At 70.9% G+C, this 24,549-nt stretch carries 21 protein-coding genes, 1 pseudogene and 1 riboswitch; of the genes and pseudogenes, 8 read left to right on the top strand and 14 right to left on the bottom strand.

Annotated features, from left to right (window positions below):
* Positions 1–119 precede the first annotated feature (119 nt).
* On the top strand, positions 120–1,298 hold the full coding sequence (locus tag WS64_RS07150; RefSeq protein WP_060966109.1) for an MFS transporter: 1,179 nt from the start codon (positions 120–122) through the stop codon (positions 1,296–1,298).
* Between the two features lie 42 nt (positions 1,299–1,340).
* Here the strand turns inward: WS64_RS07150 and cobM are convergent, their stop codons facing one another.
* From cobM to WS64_RS07130, 4 genes are read right to left on the bottom strand one after another with little or no spacing between them, the layout of a single operon-like run.
* Complete coding sequence (cobM, locus tag WS64_RS07145; protein WP_060966108.1) at positions 1,341–2,069, bottom strand: precorrin-4 C(11)-methyltransferase; 729 nt, start codon at positions 2,067–2,069, stop codon at positions 1,341–1,343.
* Positions 2,070–2,112: 43 nt separating this feature from the next.
* The gene (locus WS64_RS07140) at positions 2,113–2,844 is read right to left on the bottom strand and encodes a cobalt-precorrin-6A reductase (RefSeq protein ID WP_060966107.1); all 732 of its coding nucleotides are present in this window, start codon (positions 2,842–2,844) and stop codon (positions 2,113–2,115) included.
* Positions 2,841–3,929, bottom strand: a complete 1,089-nt coding sequence (locus WS64_RS07135) for a cobalt-precorrin-5B (C(1))-methyltransferase (protein ID WP_059643378.1) — start codon at positions 3,927–3,929, stop codon at positions 2,841–2,843. Before WS64_RS07135 ends, WS64_RS07140 begins: the two co-directional genes overlap by 4 nt.
* The gene (locus WS64_RS07130) at positions 3,929–5,191 is read right to left on the bottom strand and encodes a bifunctional cobalt-precorrin-7 (C(5))-methyltransferase/cobalt-precorrin-6B (C(15))-methyltransferase (RefSeq protein ID WP_060966106.1); all 1,263 of its coding nucleotides are present in this window, start codon (positions 5,189–5,191) and stop codon (positions 3,929–3,931) included. Before WS64_RS07130 ends, WS64_RS07135 begins: the two co-directional genes overlap by 1 nt.
* A gap of 201 nt (positions 5,192–5,392) precedes the next feature.
* Positions 5,393–5,583, top strand: a riboswitch (cobalamin riboswitch).
* Between the two features lie 68 nt (positions 5,584–5,651).
* Here WS64_RS07130 and cobG point away from each other — a divergent pair.
* The 5 genes from cobG to WS64_RS07105 all read left to right on the top strand — a co-directional run bounded on the left by cobG (position 5,652) and on the right by WS64_RS07105 (position 11,821).
* Positions 5,652–7,052: a precorrin-3B synthase gene (gene cobG / locus WS64_RS07125; protein WP_060966105.1), complete on the top strand. Its 1,401-nt coding sequence runs from the start codon at positions 5,652–5,654 to the stop codon at positions 7,050–7,052.
* Positions 7,045–7,671: a precorrin-8X methylmutase gene (locus WS64_RS07120; RefSeq protein WP_059584056.1), complete on the top strand. Its 627-nt coding sequence runs from the start codon at positions 7,045–7,047 to the stop codon at positions 7,669–7,671. Before cobG ends, WS64_RS07120 begins: the two co-directional genes overlap by 8 nt.
* The gene (locus WS64_RS07115; protein WP_060318548.1) at positions 7,668–8,402 is read left to right on the top strand and encodes a precorrin-2 C(20)-methyltransferase; all 735 of its coding nucleotides are present in this window, start codon (positions 7,668–7,670) and stop codon (positions 8,400–8,402) included. The genes WS64_RS07120 and WS64_RS07115 overlap by 4 nt, the downstream gene beginning before the upstream one ends.
* On the top strand, positions 8,399–10,114 hold the full coding sequence (cobJ, locus tag WS64_RS07110; RefSeq protein WP_060966104.1) for a precorrin-3B C(17)-methyltransferase: 1,716 nt from the start codon (positions 8,399–8,401) through the stop codon (positions 10,112–10,114). The genes WS64_RS07115 and cobJ overlap by 4 nt, the downstream gene beginning before the upstream one ends.
* A gap of 351 nt (positions 10,115–10,465) precedes the next feature.
* Positions 10,466–11,821 (top strand): chitinase, encoded by a 1,356-nt coding sequence (locus WS64_RS07105; RefSeq protein ID WP_060966103.1) that lies wholly within the window; start codon positions 10,466–10,468, stop codon positions 11,819–11,821.
* A gap of 85 nt (positions 11,822–11,906) precedes the next feature.
* On the opposite strand, the gene WS64_RS07100 is transcribed toward WS64_RS07105, so the two are convergent.
* From WS64_RS07100 to WS64_RS07085, 4 genes are all read right to left on the bottom strand, one after another.
* Positions 11,907–12,650: an IclR family transcriptional regulator gene (locus WS64_RS07100; RefSeq protein WP_060966102.1), complete on the bottom strand. Its 744-nt coding sequence runs from the start codon at positions 12,648–12,650 to the stop codon at positions 11,907–11,909.
* 60 nt (positions 12,651–12,710) lie between these two features.
* The gene (locus WS64_RS07095) at positions 12,711–13,877 is read right to left on the bottom strand and encodes an acyl-CoA dehydrogenase family protein (protein ID WP_060966101.1); all 1,167 of its coding nucleotides are present in this window, start codon (positions 13,875–13,877) and stop codon (positions 12,711–12,713) included.
* A 37-nt stretch (positions 13,878–13,914) separates the two neighbouring features.
* Entirely contained in the window at positions 13,915–15,216 is a 1,302-nt protein-coding gene (locus WS64_RS07090) for a CitMHS family transporter (protein ID WP_059584070.1), read from the bottom strand.
* Positions 15,217–15,318: 102 nt separating this feature from the next.
* A complete protein-coding gene (locus tag WS64_RS07085) occupies positions 15,319–16,482 on the bottom strand; it encodes a CaiB/BaiF CoA transferase family protein (RefSeq protein ID WP_060966100.1) in 1,164 nt (387 codons plus the stop codon).
* A 277-nt stretch (positions 16,483–16,759) separates the two neighbouring features.
* Between WS64_RS07085 and WS64_RS07080 the strand changes: the two genes are divergently transcribed.
* A complete protein-coding gene (locus WS64_RS07080; RefSeq protein WP_060966099.1) occupies positions 16,760–17,020 on the top strand; it encodes a hypothetical protein in 261 nt (86 codons plus the stop codon).
* A gap of 99 nt (positions 17,021–17,119) precedes the next feature.
* Positions 17,120–17,408, top strand: a pseudogene (locus WS64_RS07075) (NUDIX domain-containing protein); the annotation flags it as partial.
* Between the two features lie 42 nt (positions 17,409–17,450).
* Here the strand turns inward: WS64_RS07075 and WS64_RS07070 are convergent.
* From WS64_RS07070 to cobN, 6 genes are all read right to left on the bottom strand, one after another.
* Positions 17,451–17,777: a low molecular weight protein tyrosine phosphatase family protein gene (locus tag WS64_RS07070; RefSeq protein WP_060966098.1), complete on the bottom strand. Its 327-nt coding sequence runs from the start codon at positions 17,775–17,777 to the stop codon at positions 17,451–17,453.
* A 30-nt stretch (positions 17,778–17,807) separates the two neighbouring features.
* Positions 17,808–18,380, bottom strand: a complete 573-nt coding sequence (locus tag WS64_RS07065) for a DUF1993 domain-containing protein (protein WP_060966097.1) — start codon at positions 18,378–18,380, stop codon at positions 17,808–17,810.
* Between the two features lie 85 nt (positions 18,381–18,465).
* A complete protein-coding gene (locus WS64_RS07060) occupies positions 18,466–18,918 on the bottom strand; it encodes a YaiI/YqxD family protein (protein ID WP_060966096.1) in 453 nt (150 codons plus the stop codon).
* Between the two features lie 61 nt (positions 18,919–18,979).
* Complete coding sequence (locus WS64_RS07055) at positions 18,980–19,588, bottom strand: vWA domain-containing protein (RefSeq protein WP_060318526.1); 609 nt, start codon at positions 19,586–19,588, stop codon at positions 18,980–18,982.
* A gap of 68 nt (positions 19,589–19,656) precedes the next feature.
* On the bottom strand, positions 19,657–20,739 hold the full coding sequence (locus tag WS64_RS07050; RefSeq protein WP_060966095.1) for an ATP-binding protein: 1,083 nt from the start codon (positions 20,737–20,739) through the stop codon (positions 19,657–19,659).
* Entirely contained in the window at positions 20,736–24,545 is a 3,810-nt protein-coding gene (cobN, locus tag WS64_RS07045) for a cobaltochelatase subunit CobN (protein WP_060966094.1), read from the bottom strand. The genes WS64_RS07050 and cobN overlap by 4 nt, the downstream gene beginning before the upstream one ends.
* Between the last annotated feature and the right edge of the window lie 4 nt (positions 24,546–24,549).

Raw genomic sequence — 24,549 nt, 5'->3', positions numbered from 1 at the left:
GGCTCACCGGTTATCTTGACGTCAAGATAAATCGCCATATATCTTGATGTCGAGATACTTTACCTGAAAAACGTGCGGCGCCTGGCTGGCAGCCGCGCACCGATATCGAGGGCCTTGCAATGAATCGCTTCATCTCCCCCGGCTGGCGGCTCGCCGCGGTCGTGCTCGTCGGGCTGAACCTGCGGCCGGCGCTTGCCGCGATCGGCCCGCTGCTCGACATGATCCAGCGCGCGACGGGCATCGGCGACGGCGCGGCGAGCCTGCTGACGACGATCCCGATCCTGCTGATGGGGCTCGGCGCGCTGAGCGCGCGGCGCCTGCAGCGCCTCACCGGGATCGCGGGCGGCGTGTGGCTCGGCGTCGCGTTGATCGCGCTGGCCTGCGCGTCGCGCGTCGGGGCGCAGCACGCATGGCTGCTGCTCGCGAGCGCGTGCTGCGCGGGCGTCGGGATCGCGATGGTGCAGGCGTTGCTACCCGGCTTCGTGAAGGCGCATTTCGCGACACGCATCGGCGGCGCGATGGGCGTCTATTCGACGTCGATCATGGGCGGCGCGGTGCTCGCGAGCGTCGTCGCGCCGTTCGCCGCAGTGCGCTGGGGCTGGCTCGCCGCGCTTGCGGGCTGGGCGTTGCCGGCGGCGCTGGCCGCACTGGCCTGGCCGCTGGCCAGCCGGGGCGGCGACGCGCTTGCCTCCGGCCCGGTGTCGGTATCGGGTGCGCAGCCATCGCGTTCGCCGCGGGCGTGGCGGCTCGCACTGTTCTTCGGCATCGCGACGGGTGCTTACACGCTCGTGCTCGCGTGGCTGCCGCCATACTACACACGGCTCGGCTGGTCGCCGACCGCGGCGGGCAGCCTGCTCGGCGGCGTGACGTTCGCGGAAGTCGTCGCGGGGCTGACCGTTTCCGCGACAATCGACCGCCTGCCCGATCGCCGGCCTGCGCTGCATGCGGCGATCGCGTCGCTGCTCGTCGGGTTGCTGGTGATGCTGGCCGCGCCCGACGCGCTCGCATTGCCGGCCGCGCTGCTGCTCGGCGCGGGGATCGGCGCGCTGTTTCCGCTGTCGCTGATCGTCACGGTCGACCACGCGGCCACGCCGGCCGATGCCGCGTCGCTGACGGGGTTCGTGCAGGGCATTGGCTATCTGATCGCCGGCCTGTTTCCGTTCGCGGCCGGCATCGCGCGCCAGCATCTGGCGGATCTCACGCCCGCGTGGATCGCGATGGCGTGCCTGTGTATCGCGCTGTTCGCGCTGGCGGCCGGCTTTGCGCCGAAGCAGATGCGGCAGATCGCGCGGGCCTGACGGGCCTGCCGGCCGGGCGCGCCGATGCCAAGGCCGGCGCGCTCAGCCCGTGCTCGCGTAGAGCGTCGAATCCGCGAACCCTTCGGCGTCGAGCACGCGCCCGACCAGGATCAGCGCGGTGCGCTCGATCTGCGTGCCCTGTACCTTGCCGACGATGTCGGCCAGCGTGCCCGTCACGCGCTCCTCGTCGGGCCAGCTCGCGCGATAGATCACCGCCACCGGGCAATCGGCGCCGTAATGCGGCAGCACTTCGTCGACGATGCGCGCGAGATGGCGCACGCCAAGATGGATCGCGAGCGTCGCACGATGCACGGCGAGCGCGCCGAGCGCTTCGCCCTCCGGCATCGTCGTCTTGCCCGCGAAGCGCGTGAGGATCACCGTCTGCGCGACGCCGGGCAGCGTCAGTTCGACGCCGAGCGTGGCCGCGCATGCGGCCGTGGCCGTCACGCCCGGCACGATTTCGTATGGAATCCCGAGCGCTTTCAGGCGGCGGATCTGCTCGCCGATCGCGCCGTACAGCGACGGGTCGCCCGAATGCACGCGCGCGACGTCCTGCCCCTTCGCGTGCGCGGCCGCGAGCAGCGCGACGATCGCGTCGAGATCGAGCTCGGCCGTGTTGACGACCTGCTCCGCGCGATGACCGTCGAGCACGGCGGCCGGCACGAGCGAGCCCGCATACAGGATCACCGGGCACGTGCGCACGAGGCGCTGGCCCTTTACCGTGATCAGCTCCGGGTCGCCGGGGCCCGCGCCGATGAAATACACCGTCATCGAAATTTCTCCGTCAATTCGTGGGATGAGCCGCTGTGTTGCGTCACGCGCGCGCGGCCGGATCGAGTGCGTCGACGAGCGCCGCGACAGAGTCGAACGCGCGGTCGGCATCGGGCAGCGGCGGCCGGCGCAGCATCACGACCGGCAGCCTGCGTTCGCGCGCGACGTCGAGCTTGGCCTCGGTGGCCGCGCCGCCGCTGTTCTTGCTGACGACGACGTCGATGCCGGCCAGCGCGAACAGCGCGCGCTCGCCTTCGGGCGTGAACGGCCCACGCGCGGCGACGACCTGCGCGCGGGCGTTGCCGGGGTGCGCATCGAGGCAGCGCACGAGCCAGAACTGGTGCGGCGGGATCGCGTCGAGATGTGCGAGCGGCTCGCGGCCGAGCGTGAACAGCGGGCGCCTGAACGGCGCGAGCGCGGCCTCGATGCCGGCCCAGTCGTCAACCATCCGCCAGTCGTCGCCCGGTTGCGGCGTCCACGGCGCGCGTCGCAGCGCCCAGAGCGGCACGCCCGCGGCGCGCGTCGCCGCCGCGGCGTTCGCGCTGATTTGCGCGGCATACGGATGCGTTGCGTCGATCACGAGACCGATGCCGGCGTCGCGAAGATACGCGGTCAGCCCGGCTGCGCCGCCGAAACCGCCGACGCGCACGTCGCAGCGCAGATCGTCTGGCGCCTTGCCGAGACCGGCGAGACTGTAGACATGATGCGGGCCCAGCGTGCGCGCGATCTTCAGCGCATCGCCGGTGCCGCCGAGCAGCAGGATGCGCGGGCTCATCGCGCCTCCCCGACGAAACGGCCCTGCCGGTCGATCGCGAACATCTCGACCGCGACCGACGGCGGCACGATGTCGCGCGCCACCCGCAACGCATGCGCGCAGACGAGATCGCCGAGCGGCACGCCGTCCGCCTGCGCGAGTTTCAACGCTTCCTGACTCGTGTTCGCGGCGCGCATCGCGGCCTGCAGCGCATCGCTCGCGCCGGCCTCGGCCGCCCACTGCGCGAGCAGCGGCAGATCGATGCTCGAATGGCGGCTGTGCAGGTCGAGATGGCCGGCCGCGAGCTTGCTGAGCTTGCCGAAGCCGCCGCACATCGACAGGCGCGCGACCGGCGCGCGCCGCAGGTGCTTGAGCACCGCGCCCGCGAAATCGCCCATTTCGATCAGCGCCATGTCGGGCAGATGGTAGTGCGCGCGCATCGCGTCCTCGCTCGCGTTGCCCGTGCAGGCGGCGATGTGCGCGATGCCGTTCGCCCGTGCGACGTCGATGCCCTGATGAATCGAGGCGATATAGGCCGAACACGAGAACGGCCGCACGATGCCGGTCGTGCCGAGGATCGACAGCCCGCCGACGATGCCCAGGCGCGGGTTCATCGTCTTCAGCGCGAGCGCCTCGCCACCTTCGACGCCGATCGTCACGTCGAAGCCGCCCGCGTAGCCGTGTTCGGCGGCGAGCGCTTCGAGGTGCGTGGTCATCATCTGGCGTGGCACCGGGTTGATCGCCGGTTCGCCGACCGGCAGCGTCAGCCCCGCACGCGTGACCGTGCCGACGCCCGGTCCGGCATGAAAGCGCACGCCGGGCGCCGCCGCGAGCGCGACACGCGCGAAGATCAGCGCGCCGTGCGTGACGTCCGGATCGTCGCCGGCATCCTTGATCGTGCCGGCTTCGGCGCCCTCGGCCGTGGCGCGGCAGAATTCGAGCCGCATCATCACGCGCTGTCCCTTCGGCAGCACGATCTCGACCGCGTCGTCCGCGTGACCTGCGAGCAGCAGCCGCGCGGCCGCGAGCGACGTCGCGGTCGCGCAGCTGCCGGTCGTGTAGCCGAAGCGTAGCGGCGCGGGCTGTTCGGGGGTTTCGTCGCGCATCACGCGTCCATTGGGTTCGACGTGTTCGACATATGCGACGAGCCGGCCGCGTCTGTCGCGTCGGGCTTGCGCACGTCGTACAGCGTGACGGGCAGCGGCTGCCGCCACGTGTCGAAGCGGCCGAGCGGCTCGGCATGCGCGAGCGACACGCGCGTGAGCGTGCCGCCATGCGCATCGCGCCACGCGGCCAGCGCCGTCTCGCCCTGCAGCGTGACCGCGTTCGCGACCAGCCGCCCGCCGGGTTTCAGCGACGCCCAGCACGCGTCGAGCACACCCGGCGCCGTTGCGCCGCCGCCGATGAAGATCGCGTCGGGCGCGGCGAGCCCCGCGAGCGCAGCGGGCGCGCGGCCCGCGACGAGTTGCAGGCCCGGCACGCCGAGCGTATCGCGGTTGTGTTCGATGAAGCGCTGCCGCTCCGCATGCGCTTCGATCGCGATCGCCTGGCAGGATGGATGCGCGCGCATCCATTCGATGCCGATCGACCCGCTGCCGGCGCCGACGTCCCACAACAGTTCGCCGGGGGCCGGCGCAAGACGACCTAGCGTCATCGCGCGCAGGTCGCGCTTGGTGAGCTGGCCGTCGTGGCGGTATGCGTCGTCGGGCAGGCCGGGCGTGAGCGCGCGGCGCGGCGCATCGGGCCCCGCCTGGCAGTCCAGCGCGACGAGATTGAGCGCGGCGGTTTCATCGACGTTCCAGTCCTGCGCGAGGCCGTCGATACGGCGCTCGAGCGGCCCGCCCAGATGCTCGAACACGCTGACGCGCGTCGGTCCGAAGCCGCGTGCGGTGAGTTCGGCCGCGACGGCGGCCGGCGTGCGGCCGTCGGCGCTCAGCACGAACAGGCGCCGGCCCGGCAGCAGGTGGCGCGCCAGCGTCGCGAGCGGACGCCCGACGAGCGACACCGCGCCGACGTCCTGCAGCGCCCAGCCGAGGCGCGCGGCGGCGAGCGACAGCGACGACGGCGCGGGCAGCACGCGCCATTCGTCGGGAGAAAGCTGGCGGGCGAGCGTCGCGCCGACGCCGAACAGCATCGGGTCGCCGCTCGCGAGCACGCATACGGGCGCGCCGCGGCGCGCGAGCAGCCCCGACAGGTCGAACGGCGACGGCCAAGCTTCGCGCGCGGCCCGCAGCCGGGCGGGCAGCATGTCGAGATGCCGTTTCGCGCCGACCACATGCGTCGCGTCGAGCAGCGCGCGCCGCGCGTGGCGTCCGAGCCCCGCGTAACCGTCGTCGCCGATGCCCACTACCGTCAGCCACGCCGTCATGCACCCTTCCCCATCGTTCGATTCCATCGTGTCGCCGCCGGCCGTGAAAGCGCCGGTGCAGCCGTCCGCATTGCGAAAAACGGCATGGTACCGTGTTCCACCCTGCGTTTCATCCGCCGGCCCGCCCGCGCCCGATCGTTGCCCGCTTCGCCCGCCGCGAACGGCCGGCCGGTCGCGAATCGCGGCCGAAATCGGGTATCCTACGGCCGTTCGTTCGCCGGTGCCCCTCGGGGCCGAAGAGGGAACACAGGGCGCCTCGCGCGCCGCTGTGGCTGCCCCCGCAACTGTAGACAGCGAGCCGATCTCCCCCTCATGCCACTGGTTTCACCGGGAAGGCCGGGAGCCGGCGCCGACCTGTCAGCCAGGAGACCTGCCGGCCAGAAAGTGCGTGCGTGCCAGTCGGCGTCGGGCGGGGTGTACCGATGCGTTGGCCGCGGCGCCACACTGTCCCGGTATCTCGTTGAATTCCGCTCCCGATTCGATTCCTGCGTCGCCCGCCGTGCGCCCGTCGGCCTGCCCGGGGCTCGTGCGCGTGGTCGCGGCTGCCGACGGCGGGCTGTGCCGGATCAAGCTGCCGGGCGGCCGGCTCGACGCGCGCCAGGCGCGCGCGATCGCCGCCGCCGCGCGCCTGTACGGCTCCGGTGCGATCGACGCGACCAATCGCGCGAATCTCCAGCTGCGCGGCATTCGCGACGGCGCGGCCGATGCGCTGGCGCACGCGCTGCTCGACGCGGGGCTCGGCCCCCGCGCAAGCGCCGACAACGCCACCTTCGATGCAGCCGCGCTCGCGGCGAGCGACGACGTCCGCAACGTGATGGTGAGCCCGCTCGCCGGGCACGACCCGGCCGCGCTCGTCGATAGCCGCGCGCTCGCCGAGTCGCTGCTCGACATGCTGGCGAGCGAGCCGCGTCGCGGCGAACTGTCGCCGAAATTCTCGATCCAGCTCGACGGCGGCGAAACGGTCGCGGCGCTCGATCATCCGCACGACATCTGGCTGGCGGCGTGGCGTCGCGGCGACGGCGCGATGCGTGTCGCGGCGGGGCTGGCCGGCTGTCCGCCGGTTGCGCGCGGCGACCGGCCGGCTTCGGTCGACGTATCGCCCGATCAGGCCGTCGCGCTGGTTCGCGCGCTGCTGCGCGCGTTCCTCGATCTCGCGCCGGCCGAGGTCACGCGGATGCGCGCGTTGCTGGAGACGTGCGACGAACGCACGCTGCTCGAACGCGCTCAGCACGACCTGCCCTTCCCGCTCGCGGCCGATCCGGCGCTTGCCGACTGGCGGCGCACGCGCACCGACCCCGCGTTGCGTTTCGGCGCGCGCCCGTCGCGCGACGCGGCGCGCTGCAGCATCGGCGCGCAATTCGCGCTCGGGCGGCTCGACGCGGCGCAACTGGAACGGCTCGCCGCGCTGGCCGAAGCCGACGGCGACGGCACGCTGTCGATGACGCCGTGGCAAGGCGTGTTCATGCACGGCGTGCCGAACGCGCGTGCGGCTGCGATGCGCGAAGCACTCGCGTCGCTCGGCCTCGTGTGCGCGTCGTCCGAACCGCTGGCGGCGCTCGTCGCGTGCGCCGGCAGCGCCGGCTGCGCGAAAGCGCACGCCGACACGAAACACGACGCGCGCGCGCTCGCCGCGCGTCTCGGCCATCCGCTCGACGTGCATCTGACCGGTTGCGAACGCCACTGCGCGCTGCCGCACCCCGCCGCGCATACGCTCGTCGCGGTGGCGCCCGCGCACTACGACCTTTACCGGCGCGACGCGGCCGCGGGCCTCGGCGCCCCGCTCGCGCGCCATCTGACGATTGACCAGGCCGCGGTCCGACTCATGGACGCGCGGCACACCCAGGACACCACCGATGCTTGACTACATTCGCGACGGGCAGGAAATCTACCGCCAGTCGTTCGCGACGATCCGCGCCGAGGCCGACCTGTCGCAGATCCCGCCCGATCTCGAGAAACTCGCGGTGCGCGTGATCCATGCGTGCGGGATGGTCGACATCGTGTACGACCTGCGTTTTTCCGCCGGCGCCGGCACGGCCGGCCGTACCGCGCTCGCGGCCGGCGCGCCGATCCTGTGCGACGCGAGGATGGTCGCCGAAGGCATCACGCGCGCACGGCTGCCCGCGGCCAATCGCGTGATCTGCACGCTCGGCGAGCCGGAGGTGCCCGATCTCGCGCGGCAACTGGGCAACACGCGTTCGGCCGCGGCGCTCGAACTGTGGCGCCCGCATCTCGCGGGCAGCGTCGTCGTGATCGGCAATGCGCCGACCGCGCTGTTTCATCTGCTCGACATGATCGACGCCGGCGCGCCGCGCCCCGCGCTGATCCTCGGCTTCCCGGTCGGTTTCATCGGCGCGGCCGAATCGAAGGCGATGCTCGACGCCGACAGCCGCGGCGTGCCGTACGTCGCGCTGCTCGGCCGGCGCGGCGGCAGCGCGATGGCCGCCGCCGCAGTCAATGCGCTTGCAACGGAGGTCGAATGACGACGGCGCGCGGACGGCTGTTCGGGGTCGGTGTCGGCCCGGGCGACCCCGAACTGATGACGATCAAGGCGCTGCGCGTGCTGCAGGCGGCGCCCGTGGTCGCGTATTTCGTCGCGAAAGGCAAGAAAGGCAACGCGTACGGCATCGTCGAGGCGCACCTGCTCGACGGGCAGACGCAACTGCCGCTCGTCTACCCGGTGACGACCGAGGCGCTGCCGCCGCCACTGTGCTACGAGACGGTGATCGCCGATTTCTACGACACCGCGGCCGACATCGTCGCCGCGCACCTCGATGCGGGCCGCGACGTCGCGGTGATCTGCGAAGGCGATCCGTTCTTCTACGGCTCGTACATGTATCTGCACGACCGCCTCGCGCCGCGCTACGACACCGAGGTGATCCCCGGCGTGTGCGCGATGCTCGGTGGCACGGCCGTGCTCGGCCAGCCGCTCGTCTATCGCAACCAGAGCCTGTCGGTGCTGTCGGGCGTGCTGCCCGAGCACGAACTGCGCGAGCGGCTCGCGCGGGCCGACGCGGCCGTCGTGATGAAGCTCGGCCGCAATTTTGACAAGGTGCGGCGCGTGCTCGACGAACTCGGGCTCGCGAAGCGCGCGCTGTACGTCGAGCGCGCGACGATGGCGAACCAGCGCATCGTGCCGCTCGACGAGGTCGATCCGATGGCGTCGCCGTATTTCTCGCTGCTCGTCGTGCCGGGGGAAAAATGGCAAGGATGACGACGCCGCCCGCGATCGTGATTCTCGGCGCGGGCGCGCTCGATACCGCACGGCGGATCCAGGCGCGTTACCCGGGCGCCCGCGTGCACGGGCTTGCCGCGCGCGTCGACGCCGACGTGTCGTTCGACGAACTCGGCGCGCACCTGCGCGAACTCTATGCACGCGGCTTGCCGATCGTCGCGCTGTGCGCGGCCGGCATCGTGATCCGCTGCCTCGCACCCGCGCTCGCCGACAAGGGCGTCGAGCCGCCGGTGCTCGCGGTCGCGGAGGACGGCTCGGCCGTCGTGCCGCTGCTCGGCGGGCTGACGGGTGTCAACGCGATCGCGCGTGAAATCGCCGCATGCGTCGGCGTCGCGCCGGCGATCACGACGAGCGGCGAACTGCGCTTCGGCGCATGCGTACTCAATCCGCCGGAAGGCTACGCGCTCGCCGACCTCGCGCAAGGCAAGCGCTTCGTGTCCGACCTGCTCGCGGGCGCGTCGACGCGCATCGACGGCGCCGCGCCGTGGCTCGACGAGGTCGCGTTGCCGCGCGATGCCGCGGCCGCGCATGCGATTCGCGTGACGCCCGATGCGTGGCGCGGCGCGCGCGACGAACTCGTGATTCATCCGCGCAGCGTGGTGGTCGGCGTGGCGGCGGATGCCGTGCATGCCGACGAAGCGCTAGCCGTGCGCATCGCAGCCGCGCTCGACGCGCAGGACCTCGCGCGGCTGGCGCTCGCGGCCATCGTCGCGCCGGCCTCGGCGATCGGCGACGCCGCGCTGGAAGAAGCGGCGAGCACGCTCGACGTGCCGCTGCGTTTCGTCGCTAGCGATGGCGATCGCGACGCGCCCGCCGACGCCGCCACGCTGCTCGGCCGCGCATTGCGCGTCGCGCATACGCTGCGTGACGCATCGAACGGTCTCGCGTGCGCGGTCGCATCGCAGCCGGTCGATCCGGCCACGCTCGGCCGCGCACGCGGCCGCCTGACGGTGCTCGGCCTCGGCCCGGGCGGCGCCGCATGGCTCACGCCGGCCGCGCGCGCGGCGCTCGCGGACGCGACCGACATCCTGGGCTACACGACCTACGTGAACATGGCCGGCCCGTTTCGGGCGGACCAGCGCGTGCACGGCACCGACAATCGCGAGGAAATGCAGCGCGCGCGCCATGCGTTCGAACTGGCGGCCGAGGGCCGCCGCGTCGCGGTCGTGTCGTCGGGCGACCCCGGCGTGTTCGCGATGGCCGCGGCCGTGCTCGAAGCGCTCGACGAAGCATGCAACCCGCAATGGGCCGCGGTCGACCTGCGCGTGGAGCCCGGCATCTCCGCGTCGCTCGCGACGGCCGCGCAGGCCGGCGCGCCGCTCGGCCACGATTTCTGCGCGATCTCGCTGTCGGACAACCTGAAGCCGTGGGACGTGATCGAGACGCGCCTGCGGCACGCGGCGCAAGCCGATCTCGTGATGGCGTTCTACAACCCGATCTCGCGCGCGCGGCCGTGGCAGCTCGACCGTGCGCTCGATATCGTGCGCGCGCATCGCGCGGCCGATACGGTGGTCGTGCTCGGCCGCGACATCGGCCGGCCGGGCGCGACGCTCTCGACGACGACGCTCGGCGCGCTGCGCGGCGAGCAGGTCGACATGCGCACGATGGTGATCGTCGGCTCGTCGACGACACGGCGTTTCGCGATCGGCAACGCGCGCGAATGGGTCTATACGCCGCGCTGGTATCGGTGAACGCGGCTGCGCGCGGCGTGGCGCGTACCGCATCCCCGGCGACGCTCGCGTGAATGCGCATGCACGCGCGCCGGCGATCGGCATGCCGGCGCGTCGCGGGTTCGCTGGAACCGGTCCATGCGCACGCCGTCGCACGATTGACCGGAAAAAGTGCCCGCCTCGCGTTTCGAAACGCGATCGAATCGGCAAGTTCGTTACGTATTGGGAATCGAATAACGAAAAGAAGAACACCTAAATTCCCTATTCGACGCGAATCCTCCAAGATAGGCACGCCGCCGGTGGGACACCTGCGTTGCCCGCCGGCGGCGATACGCAGGCCAGCGTATCCCTCTTCCACTTGGAGAACACAGAATGAACAACAATGTGTTGCCGCGTTTCGTTCCGCGTGCGTTTGCCGCGGGTTGTCTGCTCGCGATGGCGAGCGTGTCGCACGGTGCCGGCGTCTATGCACCGTATGTCGACGTGACGCTTTATCCGACACCGCTGGTCGACCAGATCGGCGTACGCCAGGGCATCCAGCAGTTCACGCTCGCGTTCGTGGTCGCGGGCAACGGCTGCGTGCCGTCGTGGGGCGGCGTGCAGCCGATCGGCAACGGCGCGAGCGGCGGCCTGCTGACCGCGCTGTCCACGTCGATCGCGAGCTACCGCGCGAAAGGCGGCGAAGTCGCCGTGTCGTTCGGCGGCGCGAACGGCACGCCGCTGATGCAGGCGTGCTCGACGGTCCCCGCGCTGAAGACCGCATACCAGACGGTGATCGATACGTACGGCCTCACGCATGTCGATTTCGACATCGAGGGCGCGTCGCAGCAGGATACGGCGGCGGTGGCGCGCAACTTCCAGGCGGTCGCGCAACTGCAGGCCGACTACGCGGCGAAGGGCAAGCCGCTGCACGTGACGCTGACGCTGCCGACGATGCCGACCGGGCTCACGCAGGACGGCGTGAACGTCGTCAACGCGGCCATCGCGAACAAGACCACGTTCGATGCGGTCAACGTGATGGCGATGGATTACGGCCCCGCGAACATCGACATGGGCGCCGCGGCGATCAGCGCCGCGCAGGCGCTGTATTCGCAGCTCGACACGGCGTTCAAGTCGGCCGGCCAGCCGAAGACCAACGCGCAGCTGTGGCAGATGGTCGGCGTCACGCCGATGATCGGCGTGAACGACGTGCAGGGCGAAACCTTCACGCTCGCGAATGCACAGACCGTGCTGAACGCGGCGGTCGCGAACGGCTACGGCTTCTTCGGCAACTGGTCGGTCGGCCGCGATCAGGCGTGCCCGTCCGGCGGCACGTATGCGTCGCCGACCTGCTCGGGCGTCGCGCAGCAGCCGTACGCGTTCGCGGCGATCTTCAGGAAGCTCGACGGCAAGTGGGGCGCGGGCGTCACGCAGGACCCGAACTACGGCGGCGGCTCGGACGGCGGCACGCCGCAGCCGGGCGCACCGTGGGCGGCCGGCCAGGTCTATACGGCCGGCGCGACGGTCACCTACCAGGGCACGACGTATCAGGCGCAGTGGTGGACGCAGGGCGACGTGCCCGGCCAGGCCGCCGTGTGGAAACCGATCGGCGGCGGCACGCCTGCGTGGTCGGCGACGACCGCGTACCAGGGCGGCACGTGCGTGACGTATCAGGGCGCGAAGTATTGCGCGAAATGGTGGACGCAGGGCGACAACCCGAGCGCGGGCGGCGTGTGGGTGAAGTCGTGACGGTGCGGCGCGCTCGCGCGTGACGCGCGGCGGGCCGTTCCCGCGTGGCAGGACCGCACGCCGGCGACGGCCCGCAGCCGGCGCCCTACCCGCGCGCGTGCTCGGCCAGCAGCCGCGCCTTCGCGTCGACGAGCAGCGCCGCATGCGTGTCGCGATGCTGGCGGATCCGCTCGGTCGGGCCGACGATCGACAGCCCGTACCAGTCGCCGTCGAGCGTCAGCGCGACCGCGATCGCCGACAGTTCGGGCGCGCTTTCGCCGAAGTTCTCCGCCCACCCGAGTTCGCGAAACCGCGCGGTCTGCGCGACGAGCGCCGGCAGGTCGCCCACCGTCGCGTCGGTGAAGCGTTCGAACGGCAGTTGCGCGCCGAGTGCCTGCTGCGCATCGGCGGCGAGTTCCGCGAAGATCGCCTTGCCGATCGAATTCGCATGCAGCGGCCGCAGTTCGCCCGGCTGGCGCGTATAGCGGATCGCCTGCTCCGATTCGACGACGTCGAGGTACGTGACCGACGCGCCCTGGATCTTGCCGAGCACGGCCGTTTCGCGGCTCGCGTCGCGCAGCGCGACGAGGTGCGGATGCACGATGTCGACGACCGGATCGGTCGCGTCGATCGCGGCGGCGACCGTCTGCAGGCGCCGCGTCGGATAGTAGCCGCCGCGCTTGCGCACTTCGTACAGATAGCCGCGGCTCACGAGCGTGCGCGCCATCGCGAGGCAGCTCGACGCCGGCACGTTGAGCAGGCGCGCGAGTTCGGTGAGCGGCAGCGGCCGCCGTTCGGCGGCGAACAGCTCGAACAGGTCGAGCGTGCGGGCAACGAGTTTGACGTCCATGACGAGCGCTTGATTCGGAACGGGAATCCGCGCGCCGGGCGGGCCGCCGGGTCGGTACGGTCAGTACGACTTCGGCAGCCCGAGCACCTTCTCCGCGATGTAGCACAGGATCAGTTGCGGACTCACGGGCGCGAGCCTCGGAATCATACACTCGCGCAGGTAGCGCTCGACATGGTATTCCTTCGCGTACCCCATCCCGCCATGCGTCGCGATCGCCGTCTGGCACGCCTGGAACGCGGCTTCCGCGCCGAGGTATTTCGCCGCGTTCGCCTCCGCGCCGCACGACTGGCCTGCGTCGTAGCGCGTCGCGGCCTTCATCACCATCAGCCACGCGGCCTCGAGCTGCATCCATGCCTGCGCGAGCGGATGCTGGATCGACTGGTTCTGCCCGATCGGCCGGCCGAACACGACGCGCTCGCACGCATACTGCGTCGCGCGGCGCAGCGCGGCTTGCCCGAGCCCGATCGCCTCGGCGGCGATCAGGATCCGTTCGGGGTTCAGCCCGTGCAGCAGATAGCGGAAGCCGTCGCCTTCGTTGCCGATCAGGTCGTCGCGCGGCACGCGCAGATTGTCGATGAACAGCATGTTCGAATCGACCGCCTTGCGGCCCATCTTCTCGATTTCGCGCACCTCGACGCGCGAGCGGTCGAGGTCGGTATAGAACAGGCTCAGCCCGTCGGTCGGTTTCGCGACCTGCTCGAGCGGTGTCGTGCGCGCGATGATCAGCATCTTGTTCGCGACCTGCGCGGTCGAGATCCAGATCTTGCGCCCGCTCAGCACGTAGTGATCGCCGTCGCGGCGCGCTTGCGTGCTCAGGTGCGTGGTGTCGAGCCCGGCGTCGGGTTCGGTCACCGCGAAGCATGCCTTGTCGCGCCCGGCGATCAGCGGCGGCAGGAAGCGCGCCTTCTGCGCATCGTTGCCGAACACCTGCACCGGATTCAGCCCGAAGATGTTCATGTGGACCGCCGACGCGCCGGACAGCCCGGCGCCCGACGCGCTGATCGTGCGCATCATCAGCGCCGCCTCGGTCATCCCGAGGCCGGCGCCGCCGTAGGCCGGATCCATCGCGATGCCGAGCCAGCCGGCCTCGGCGAGCGCCGCGTGGAAATCGGCCGGAAACCCGCCCGCGCGATCGCGTTCGAGCCAGTAGTCGTCGCCGAAGCGCTCGCAGATTTTCTCGATCGCGCTTTCGATCGCGCGCTGGTCGTCGGTCAGGTCGAACTGCATGGACTGCTCTCCCGGCAAGCGTGAACGGCCGCGCCGCTCACAATGGAAACACGCCCGTCGCGACCGCGGCGAAGACCATCAGCACGGTGGCGGCGAACAGGAACGGAATCGTGAATTTCTGGTGCTCGGCGAGCTCGACGCCGGTCAGGCCGACGATCAGGAACGTCGCGGGCGTGAGCGGGCTCACCGGAAAACCCGTCGTCATCTGGCCGAGCAGCGCGGCCTGCGCCATCTGGATCGGTGGCACGCCGAGCAGCTTGCCGCTCTCCGCGAGCACCGGCAGCACGCCGAAGTAGAACGAATCGGGATCGAACAGCAGGCTGAGCGGCATCGACAGCAGCCCGAGCACGAACGGCATGTGGCGCGCATGCTCGACCGGCACGTGCGCGACGACGACCTCGGCCATCGCCTTCAGCATCCCGGTGCCGGACATGATGCCGGTGAACGCGCCGGCCGCGAGCAGCACGCTCGCCATCATCAGCGCGGCCTTCGCATGCGCGTCGATCCGCTCGCGCTGCGCGTGCACGTCCGGATAGTTGATCACGAGCGCGGCGACCGTGCCGAGCATGAACATCACCATTGGGTCGACGATGCCCGACACCAGCGTGACGAGCACGACGAGCGTCAGCGCGACGTTGATTCCGAAGCGGCCCGGCCGGCGCAATGCGCGCTCGGCGTCGGTCAGCTCGCGCGGTGCGATCGCGAGCGCGGCCGCGCCGGCGCGGTCGAGCCCGAGCCGCTTCGCCTCGCGCACGCCGAGCACGTACGCGGTGCCGAATACGAACACGAGCCCGACGATCTGCACCGGAATCATCGGCGTGAAGATCGCCGAGCCGGGAATGTGCAGCGCGGCCGACGCGCGCAGCATCGGCCCGACCCACGGCAGGAAATTGACGCCGGCCGCCATCGACGCGACGCACGCGAGGATGCGGCGATCCATCCCGAGCCGCGTATAGAGCGGCATCATCGCGGGCAGCGTGACGAGAAACGTGACGGCGCCCGAGCCGTCGAGATGGATCAGCAGCGCGAGCAGCGCCGAGCCCATCACGATGCGCGGCGGATGGCAGCCGATCACGCGCAGCACGCCGGCGATGATCGGATCGAGCATCCCCGCATCGGTGAGGATACCGAAAAATAGAATCGCAAAAACGAACATCCCGGCGATCGGGCCGATGTTCTGTACGCCGTGCACGACGAACTTGCCGGTCTGCAGGCCGAAGCCGGCCGCGAGCGACGCGGCCACCGGCACGACGATCAGCGCGACGAGCGGCGACAGCCGCTTCGTGATGATCAGGCCGAACAGCGCGACGATGGCGATCGCGCCGATCCATGCGAGCATGATGCGTCTCCTCTTCAGCCGGTGCGCGTGTCGGTGCGTGTCGATGCGCGGGCCGGCGTGATGTCCGAATTGTTGGTGTGCCGGCGCGCGCGGCCAGGCCGGTCAGGTCCGGCGGTTGCCGTCGTTGCCGTTGTCATCCGCAAACACCTGTGCCGCATGTTCGTTCAGCGCGGGCGGCGGCCGCCGGTACGTGGCCGGCGTGCGGCCGAGCTTGATCGGCGACGCGATGCCGCGATGCCGGCCCAGCTCGACCGTCATCCGCCGATGCGCGACGTGCGGATGGGCGAGCGCCGCGTCGAGCGCGAGCACGGGCGCGCACGGCACGCCGCGGTGCATCAGTCGCTCGGCGAGCGTCGCGCCGTCGTGCGCGGCCAGCGCCGTTTCGAGCAGCCTGCGCAGCGCGGCGCGGTTACGGCTGCGCGCGCGGTTGTCCGCGAAGCGCGGATCGTCGAGCCAGTCGCGCGTGCCGAGCACGTCGCACAGCGCGGCGAACTGCCCGTTGTTGCCGACCGCCAGAAAGATGTCGACGCCCGCCGTCGGAAAGCTGTCATACGGCGTGATGTTCGGATGCGCGTTGCCGGTGCGCACGGGCGCCTGGCCCGAATGAAAGAAGTTCGACGTATGCGGATGGAGGATCGACAGCGCGCAGTCGAACAGCGTCGACTCGACGAACTGGCCGCGCCCGCTCGCATCGCGCTCGCGCAGCGCCATCAGCACGCCGAGCGCCGCGTTCAGCCCCGTGACGAGATCGACGATCGGCACGCCGACGCGCAACGGTGCGCCGCCGGCTTCGCCGTTGACGCTCATCAGCCCCGCGAGCGCCTGTACCGCCGCGTCATAGCCCGGCAGCCCGCCGAGCGGACCATCCGCGCCGAAACCCGACACGCGGCAATACACGAGGCGCGGAAACCGCGCGTGCAGCGCATCGAAACCGAGCCCCCAGCGCTCCATCGTGCCGATCTTGAAGTTCTCGACCAGCGCGTCCGCGTGTTCGAGCAGCCCGAGCAGCCGCTCGCGATCGGCCGGCTGCGTCAGGTCGAGCGCGATGCCGAGCTTGTTGCGGTTCACGCCGAGGAAGTACGACGCTGTGTCGCCGTCGAACGGCGGGCCCCACGTGCGCGTCTCGTCGCCGGAAGGCGGTTCGACCTTGATCACCTCCGCGCCGTGGTCGGCGAGGATCTGGGTCGCGTACGGGCCGCCCAGCACCCGCGACAGATCGATGATGCGCAATCCCGCCAGCGCGCCCTGCTGCTCGTGTTCCGCCATGCGTCTCGCTCCTGGTTCCGGTCGATCGGACTGCCGGTTCCGGTGGGCCGGCGCTTGCGCGCGGCCAGTCCGGATTCGATAAATAATTCTTGTGCGTGAATTTATATTCACACTCACGAATTATGTTGTCAAGCCCGGATGGACCCGCTTGCCGTCCGGATCACGCCGTCGCGTGCAAGTGGGGATGACACCGAACGCGCGCCGGTTGCGGTGGCGCCTTGCGCTTCGCTAAGCTGGTGGGCAACGTTCATCCCTATCCATACAAGGCGAAATATTCATGAAACGGTTGTGGCTGGCGGCCCTCGTGCTGGTGTCGTCGCTGGGCGTCGCGCACGCGCAGAACCAGACTTTCCACTTCGGCGAGGGACAAACGGGGATGCCGGGCGCCGCGCCGCATGCTGCGGGGCCGGCCGCGCGGCCCGCGCCCGCGCGCCGGCACGTCACCGCGCCGGCGCGTCATCACCGGCGTGCCGTTGACAAGCGCCGCCATTCGCGCCGGGCGAAACCCGCGCGCAGCGGAATCTACACGCACGCGTGAACTGTCGTCCGTGGGCGCGACCGCGGCGCATGGAACGGTCACGAACGGCCGGTCACGTCGGTGCGGCGGCCTGCATGCCGTCGCCGCCGGCCGGCGCTCGACACGCCGCTCGAAGCCGCGCAGCGGGAGCTTGCGGAGCAAACGCGGCTGGAGGGGCTCGCGCTCGACTACGTGGTGCGGTTCGGCGGCCTGACGAAGCTGCGTCACGTGTTGGTGGTCTGGCCGACGTGCCGGCGAACCTGACGCCGTGCGCGAGCAACGAGATCGCGCGCTGCATGTGATTCACCGTCGACCGGCTCGACACGCTCGGGCGAGCGTACCGACGCGCGAGATCATCGAACTGCTGCGGCTCGACTGTTTTTCAGAGTGCACGAGCGAGCCGCTTCGCCGAGGTCGACGCCGGCTCGGGCTCGGGTACCGACCGCGGCGATTACGCGCGCAGGAACGGGCCGGCCTTGCGTTCGAGCAGCGCGACGAGTTCGGGCTGCATGAACGCGTAGCGGTCGGGGATGTCGAGGCAGACGATCTTCCGGTGCTTCAGATGCGCGCCGAATTGCGCGGACAGTCGCGCCTTGTGTGCGCGCTCCATCACGAACACGATGTCCGCCCAGTCGAGCTGCTCGGCGGTGAGCCGCGCGTCCGCATCGGGCGCGAGGCACGCGGAATCGGTCTCGATGCCCGGCCACGCGGCGAATACCGCTTCGGCCGTCGGGCTGCGCAGCCGGTTGCGGCTGCAGATGAACAGTGCGCGCGTCATGTCGCTTCGCGCCGCCCCGGGATGGCCCGCTCAGCCTTGCGGAATCGTGCCCGGCCGCACGTACGCGAGCATGTGCGGCACGTAATCGGCCTTGCCGAGCTCGACGCCGTGATGGCGCAGGATCGCGTACGCGGCGATCGCGTGAAAGTAGAACTGCGGCAGCGCCCAGTCGCGCGCGTACTGTTCGCCCGTCATGTCGAACGCGGTCCCGTTCGGCAGCTCGAGCGAGATCGGCAGCGCCGCGCCGCCGTCGAGCGCATCGGGCGCGAGTTCGCCGAGAAAGGCGAGCGTGCCGGCGATGATCGCCTGCGCGTCGGCCGGCGAGCCCGGTTGCGCATCGGCGTTCCAGCCGGCCTCGCGCAGCGCCAGCAAGGCAGCCGGCAGCGGCTCGCCACGCAGCCGGTGGACCGGCTCCATCGCCTGGAAACACGAGAAACGCACCTGGGCGGCGAGCGGATACATGTCGGGCGCCAGCCTCAGCGTCATCGCCGCGTCGGGTTCCTCGCCCGCGGCTTGCCGGGGCGCGACGGCCTTGTCGAGCCACGCGGACTGCGCGCGGAGCATCTGGGTGTACGTCGGAACGAGAAGTTGGGTCGGTGACACGCGTGCGCTCCTGTGCTGGGGGTTCGCGCCACACGATAGCAGCGTCGGCGCAAACCTGCATCCCGGCGGGGGCGCCGACGTGTCGTTACGGCCTGCCGTGCCGCGCCAGAAAACGGTCGAGCTGCGATGCGAATGCCTTGCCGTCGCGTGCGCTGAATGGCGCCGGGCCGCCCGTGTCGATGCCCGCGCTGCGCAACTGGTCCATCATCGCGCGCGTCGACAGGCGCTCCTCGATGTTTTCGCGGCTGAACCAGTTGCCGCGCGGGTCGAGCGCATGCGCGCCCTTTTCGAGCACCGCGGCGGCCAGCGGGATGTCGGCGGTGATCACGAGGTCGCCGGCTTCCGCCAGCTCGACGATGCGCGCATCGGCCACGTCGAAGCCGGCCGGCACCTGCACGGCCTTGATGAACGGCGACGGCGGCGTGCGCAGAAACTGGTTCGCGACCAGCGTCACGCAGATTTCGGCACGACGCGCGGCGCGAAACAGCATGTCCTTGATGACGGCGGGACACGCGTCGGCATCGACCAATACTTGCATGGCGGGAGTTTCCAGGGAGCAGAAGCGGAAACGGTGATCATAGCGCACCGCCGGGCGGCCATCAGCCCGCGAGATCCGTGCGAAGCGCGTCGGCCGTCACCCACTGCGCGCCCCACGCCGCGGCAAGCCGCGGGCCCTGCCCGATCCGCACGGCCGCATCGTCGAAGTCGACGAACACGACGTGATCGGCTGCCGCGGGTCTGGCCGGCATCTCGCGCGTGCGCCCGTCGGACAGCACCCACAGCCAGCGCTGCCTGGCCGGTTCGCGCCGCGCCGCGCGGGCGAGCAACTGCGCGGCGGCCGCGATGCCGTCCGCCAGCGGCGTGCCGCCGCCGCCGTCGACCGGCTCGAGCCAGCGCGCATTCCACCAGCGCGGCACGGCCGGGCCGAAGCGCCGCGCGGCGCCGTTGCCGCCGAAGCAGACCAGCGCGGTTTCGGCACGCTCACGCGCGGCCTGATCGAAATACGCGACGATCAGCCCCTTCGCGAGCGCGAGCCGCTCGTGCGACAGCATCGACGCCGAACAATCCAGCACGAAGCAATGCAGCGCGTGCGGCGTGCCCGCGCGTTTCGCGAAGCGCAGATGGTCGCGATGCAGCGGACTTCCGCGTTTCGCGGCGAGCGTCGCCGGCCACGCGACGGCCGTGCCGGCACGCAACGTACCCGGCACGCGCGCCGCTGCGCCTGATTGCCATCGAGGACCGCGAATCGCGTTCGCGGCGGCGCCGGCTCGATGGCTCAGCGTTTTTTTAGCGGCAGCGGCACCACGCCTTTCACGTCGCGCAGCCCGGCCGGTTCGGGTGGCAGGTAACCCCAGTCGCCCTGCGATGCCGACGCGCCGGCCTGTGTTTCGCCCGATCGGTCGCCGGGCTGCTGGCGCGTATCCGGCGGCGAACGATCGTCGCGTTCGCCGCCGTGTTGCGACGACTGGCGCGGCGACTGATGCGGCGGCTCCGCATGGCGCCGGTGCCGCAGGACGGCTTCGGCCACGCGCTCCACGTGCGACACCGTCACCGCGTCGGCCTGCTCCAGCGCGGCCAGCGCGCGCGCGGCGCGCAGCATCACGAGATCGGCGCGCAACCCGTCGACGGCCGCATCGATGCACAGCGCGCTGACGCGTGCATGAACCGCATCGTCGAAATCCAGCGCCGGCAGCCGGGCGCGCGCCGCGTGAATCCGGTCCGCGAGTTCCCGCTGGGCAACCGCGTGACGCGCGCGAAACGCGTCCGGATCGAGATCGAACGCAAGACGCGCCTTCACGATCCGCTCGCGCTGCCCAGCGTCGAAGCAGTTCTCGAGTGCGACCATCAGCCCGAAGCGGTCGAGCAACTGCGGGCGTAGCTCGCCCTCCTCGGGATTCATCGTGCCGACCAGCACGAACCGCGCGTCGTGCGCGTGCGACACGCCATCGCGCTCGACGATGTTCACGCCGCTCGCGGCGACGTCGAGCAGCGTATCGACGAGCCCGTCGGCAAGCAGGTTGACTTCGTCGACGTACAGCACGCCGAGATGCGCGCGAGCCAGCAGACCCGGCCGGAAGCGCACGCCGTTTTCGGCGAGCGCATGCGCGAGATCGAGCGTGCCCGTCACCTGCTCGTCGCTCGCCGACAGCGGCAGCGTGACGAACTGCCCTTCCGGCAACAGCTCCGCGAGGCCGCGCGCGGCCGTCGATTTCGCGGTGCCGCGCGGGCCGCTGACGAGCACGCCGCCGATCGACGGGTCGATCGCGGCGAGCAGCAGCGCCTGCTGCAATGCGTCCTGCGCGACGAGCGCCGCAAACGGAAAAACCGCGCGGGCGCGGTGCATCGTCGGATCGGTCATCGCGGTCCTCCTTCCTGGCGTTGTTCGCTGGCGAGCCAGACCGCCTCGATCCGCTCGCGATAAGGGCCCGGCTGCTGCCACAGCCCGCGCTGCATCGCTTCGACGAAGCGTTCGCAGATGCCGTGCAGCGCCTTCGGGTTGTGCCGTTCGAGGAACGCGCGGGTGGCGTCGTCGAACAGGTACGCGTCCGCGACGAGCGCGTACTGGTGATCGGACAGCACGCGCGCGGTCGCGTCATAGCCGTACAGGTAGTCGACGGTCGCGGCCAGCTCGGCCGCGCCCTTGTAGCCGTGACGCTTCACGCCGTCGAGCCATTTCGGGTTGACGACGCGCGAGCGGATCACGCGCGCGATTTCCTCGCGCAGCGTGCGCATTTTCGGCGCGACCGGGTTCGCATGGTCGCCGTGATAGATGCTCGGCTGCTGCCCCGACAGATGGCGCACGGCCGCCGTCATCCCGCCCTGGAACTGGTAGTAGTCGTTCGAATCGAGGATGTCGTGCTCGCGGCTGTCCTGGTTCTGCACGACGACGTCGATCGTCGCGAGCCGCTCGCCGAACACGTCGGCCGCCGCGTCGCCCGCGCTGTTCTGCGCGTATGCGTGGCCGCCCCATTGACGGTAGGCATCGGCGAGATCGGCGTCCGTCTGCCAGCGGCGCTGGTCGATCAGATCCTGCAGGCCCGCGCCGTAACTACCCGGCCGCGCGCCGAACACGCGCCAGCCGGCGCGGCGCCGCGCGTCGTCGGGCGCCATGCCCTGTGCGACCCACTTCTCGCGTTCGCGCTCGATGCGCGCGCGGATCGGGTTCAGCTCCTCCGGCTCGTCGAGCGCGGCAACGGCCTGCACGGCCGCGTCGAACAGATGCATCAGGTTCGGAAACGCGTCGCGGAAGAAGCCCGACACGCGCAGCGTCACGTCGATGCGCGGCCGGTCGAAGATCTCGATCGGCAGGATCTCGAAGTCGGTCACGCGGTGGCTGCCGTGCGCCCATTTCGGCCGCACGCCGATCAGCGCGAACGCCTGCGCGATGTCGTCGCCGCCGGTGCGCATCGTGGCCGTCCCCCACACCGACAGCCCGATCGCGCGCGGATAGTCGCCGTGATCCTGCAGATGGCGTTCGATCAGTTGCTGCGCGGATTTCAGCCCGAGCGACCACGCGGCTTGCGTCGGCACCGCGCGCGTATCGACCGAGTAGAAGTTGCGGCCCGTGGGCAGCACGTCGGGGCGGCCGCGCGACGGCGAGCCGCTCGGCCCCGGCGGCACGAAGCGCCCGTCGAGCCCGCGCAGCAGTTGACGCATTTCCTCGCGGCCGCACGCGTCGAGTGCGGGCAACAGCGTCGACCGCACGCGCTCGATCACCGCGAGCGTATGCGGCCATTCGCCGGGCGGCGGCACGTCGATACCGGAATTCTCCGAAGCGGTTCCGCACACAGTGGCCAGCCAGTGCTGCGCGAGCCGTTCAAGCCGCTCGCGCGTATCGCCCGCGTGCCGCCACGGCGACGCGTCGATCGTCTGCAGGATGGCCGGCCGCGGCCCGGTCCACGGCGCGGCCCAGTCGGCCGCGAGCGGATCGAACGCGTCGCCGAGCGCAAGATCGCGCGCGAGCGCGCCGATCAGCCCCGCCCGTTCGCCCTTGCCGTCGCCAACCGGAAAACGTGCGAGCGCGAGCAGCGTGTCGCGCCGCTGGCGCTCGACCGGCGACGCGCCGAACACGTGCAGCCCGTCGCGAATCTGCGCTTCCTTCAATTCGCACAGCCACGCGTCGACCCGCGTGAGCAGCGCATCCTCGTCGCCCGCATCGCGCGGCGGCGACACGCTCAGCTCGTCGTGCAGACGATGCTCGGCGATCGTCGCGAGGATCGTCTTGCGCAGCAGCTTCGCGCGCCGCGCATCGACCATCAGCGCTTCGTAGTATTCGTCGACCTGCCGTTCGAGATCCTGCAGCGGCCCGTAGTTTTCCGCGCGCGTGAGCGGCGGCATCAGGTGATCGATGATCACGGCCTGCGCGCGGCGCTTCGCCTGGCTGCCCTCGCCCGGATCGTTGACGATGAACGGATACAGGTGCGGCAGCGGCCCGAGCGTCAGGTCGGGCCAGCACGCGTCGGACAGCGCGACGCTCTTGCCCGGCAGCCATTCGAGGTTGCCGTGCTTGCCGAGGTGGATGACCGCGTCGATGCGGTACACATCGCGCAGCCAGAAATAGAACGCGAGATACGCGTGCGGCGGCACGAGGTCGGCGTCGTGGTAGCTCGCGTAGTCGTTCTCGTCGCGCGAGCGCGACGGCTGGATGCCGACGAACACGTTGCCCGCGCGCCAGCCGGCGATCGTGAAACGCTGTTGCCGCAGCGTCGGATCGGCTTCGGGCGGCCCCCACCGTTCGTTCAGCGCATCGCGCACGGCGGCCGGCAGCCGCGCGAACCGCGCGACGTAGTCGGTCAGCGCGTAGCTCTGAAATGCGGGGCGCAGCGTGCGCACGGCGGGATCGTTGGTCACGCCCTCGGTGAGTCGCGCGATCAGCGCATCGCCGTCGGGCGGCAGGTCGGCCACCGTATAGCCCGCGTCGCGCAGCGCCGCGAGCACGCGCAGCGCGGAGGCCGGCGTGTCGAGCCCGACGCCGTTGCCGATCCGCCCTTCGCTTTGCGGATAGTTCGCGAGAATCAGCGCGATGCGCTTGTCGGCGTTATCCAGTGTGCGCAGCCGGCACCAGCCGCGCGCGAGCGCCGCGACGAACGCGATCCGCTCGGCATCCGGCTGATAGCGCACGACGTCGACCTCGGTATGCGGGCAACGATACGCGAGCCCCTTGAAGCTCACCGCGCGCGTGACGATGCGCCCGTCGACCTCGGGCAGCGCGATGTGCATCGCGATGTCGCGGGCGTGCAGGCCCTGGCTGTCGGCGAGCCACGCGTCGCGATTGCCGCCGGACAGAATCACCTGCAGCACCGGCGCGTCGCCCGCGAGCACGTCGTGCTCGGGGCTGTCGATCGCGCCGGCCGCGAACGCGGTGGTATTCAGCACGAGCGCGACGCCATGCGTGTCGCACAGCTGCGTGATGACCTCGCGGCTCACCGCGTCCTTCAGCGACGTGACCGCGATCGGCAGCGGATTCAGCCCTTCGTCGATCAGCGCGTCGGCCAGCGCGTCGAACACGGCCGTGTTCGCGGCCTGCCAGTGCGCGCGATAGAACAGGATCGCGACGACCGGCGCGCCGGGTGTCCAGCGCGGCCGCCAGTCGTCGACGCTCGCGCGGTCGCGCGCCGGGTGATACAGCGCGGCGGCCGGCAGCGGGCGCGGCGGTTCGGGCTCGTCGCCGAACCCGAGCGTGTGAAACGCGATGCTGCGCAGCAACGCGTCGGCGTTGTGCACGCCGCCCTCGCGCAGATAGCGCCACCACAGCCGGCACAGGTCCGGCCTGACCGTGCTCTTCGCGACGAGGTTCGGGTCCTCCTGCAGGTCGCCCGAGAACATCGCGAGCTGCTGCCCGCGCTTCGACGCGAGCGACACGGCCTGCTCGATCCCGTACGGCCAGTATGCTTCGCCGCCGAGATGATCGATCACGACCGTCTTCGCGTGACGCAGCACGTCATCGACGTAGAAATCGACCGACGCCGGCTGCCGCAGGAACGTGACGTTCGCGAGCCGCACGCTCGGAAATCCTTCGGGCAAGTGCGGCACGACGCTCGCGAGCAGCGACAGCGTCGTGTCGGCCGAACTCAGGATCACGATGTCGGCCGGCTGCTGGTCGATCCGGACGACGCCCTGCGTATCGTCGACGAAGCCGCCCGGCGTGGTGCGCAGCAGATGCATCGTG

Origin of the sequence: Burkholderia anthina (genome assembly GCF_001547525.1) — a bacterium.
Lineage (GTDB): Bacteria > Pseudomonadota > Gammaproteobacteria > Burkholderiales > Burkholderiaceae > Burkholderia > Burkholderia semiarida.
Note: the sequence above shows the minus strand (reverse complement) of the source record. Positions and strands in the feature narration are given on the sequence as shown.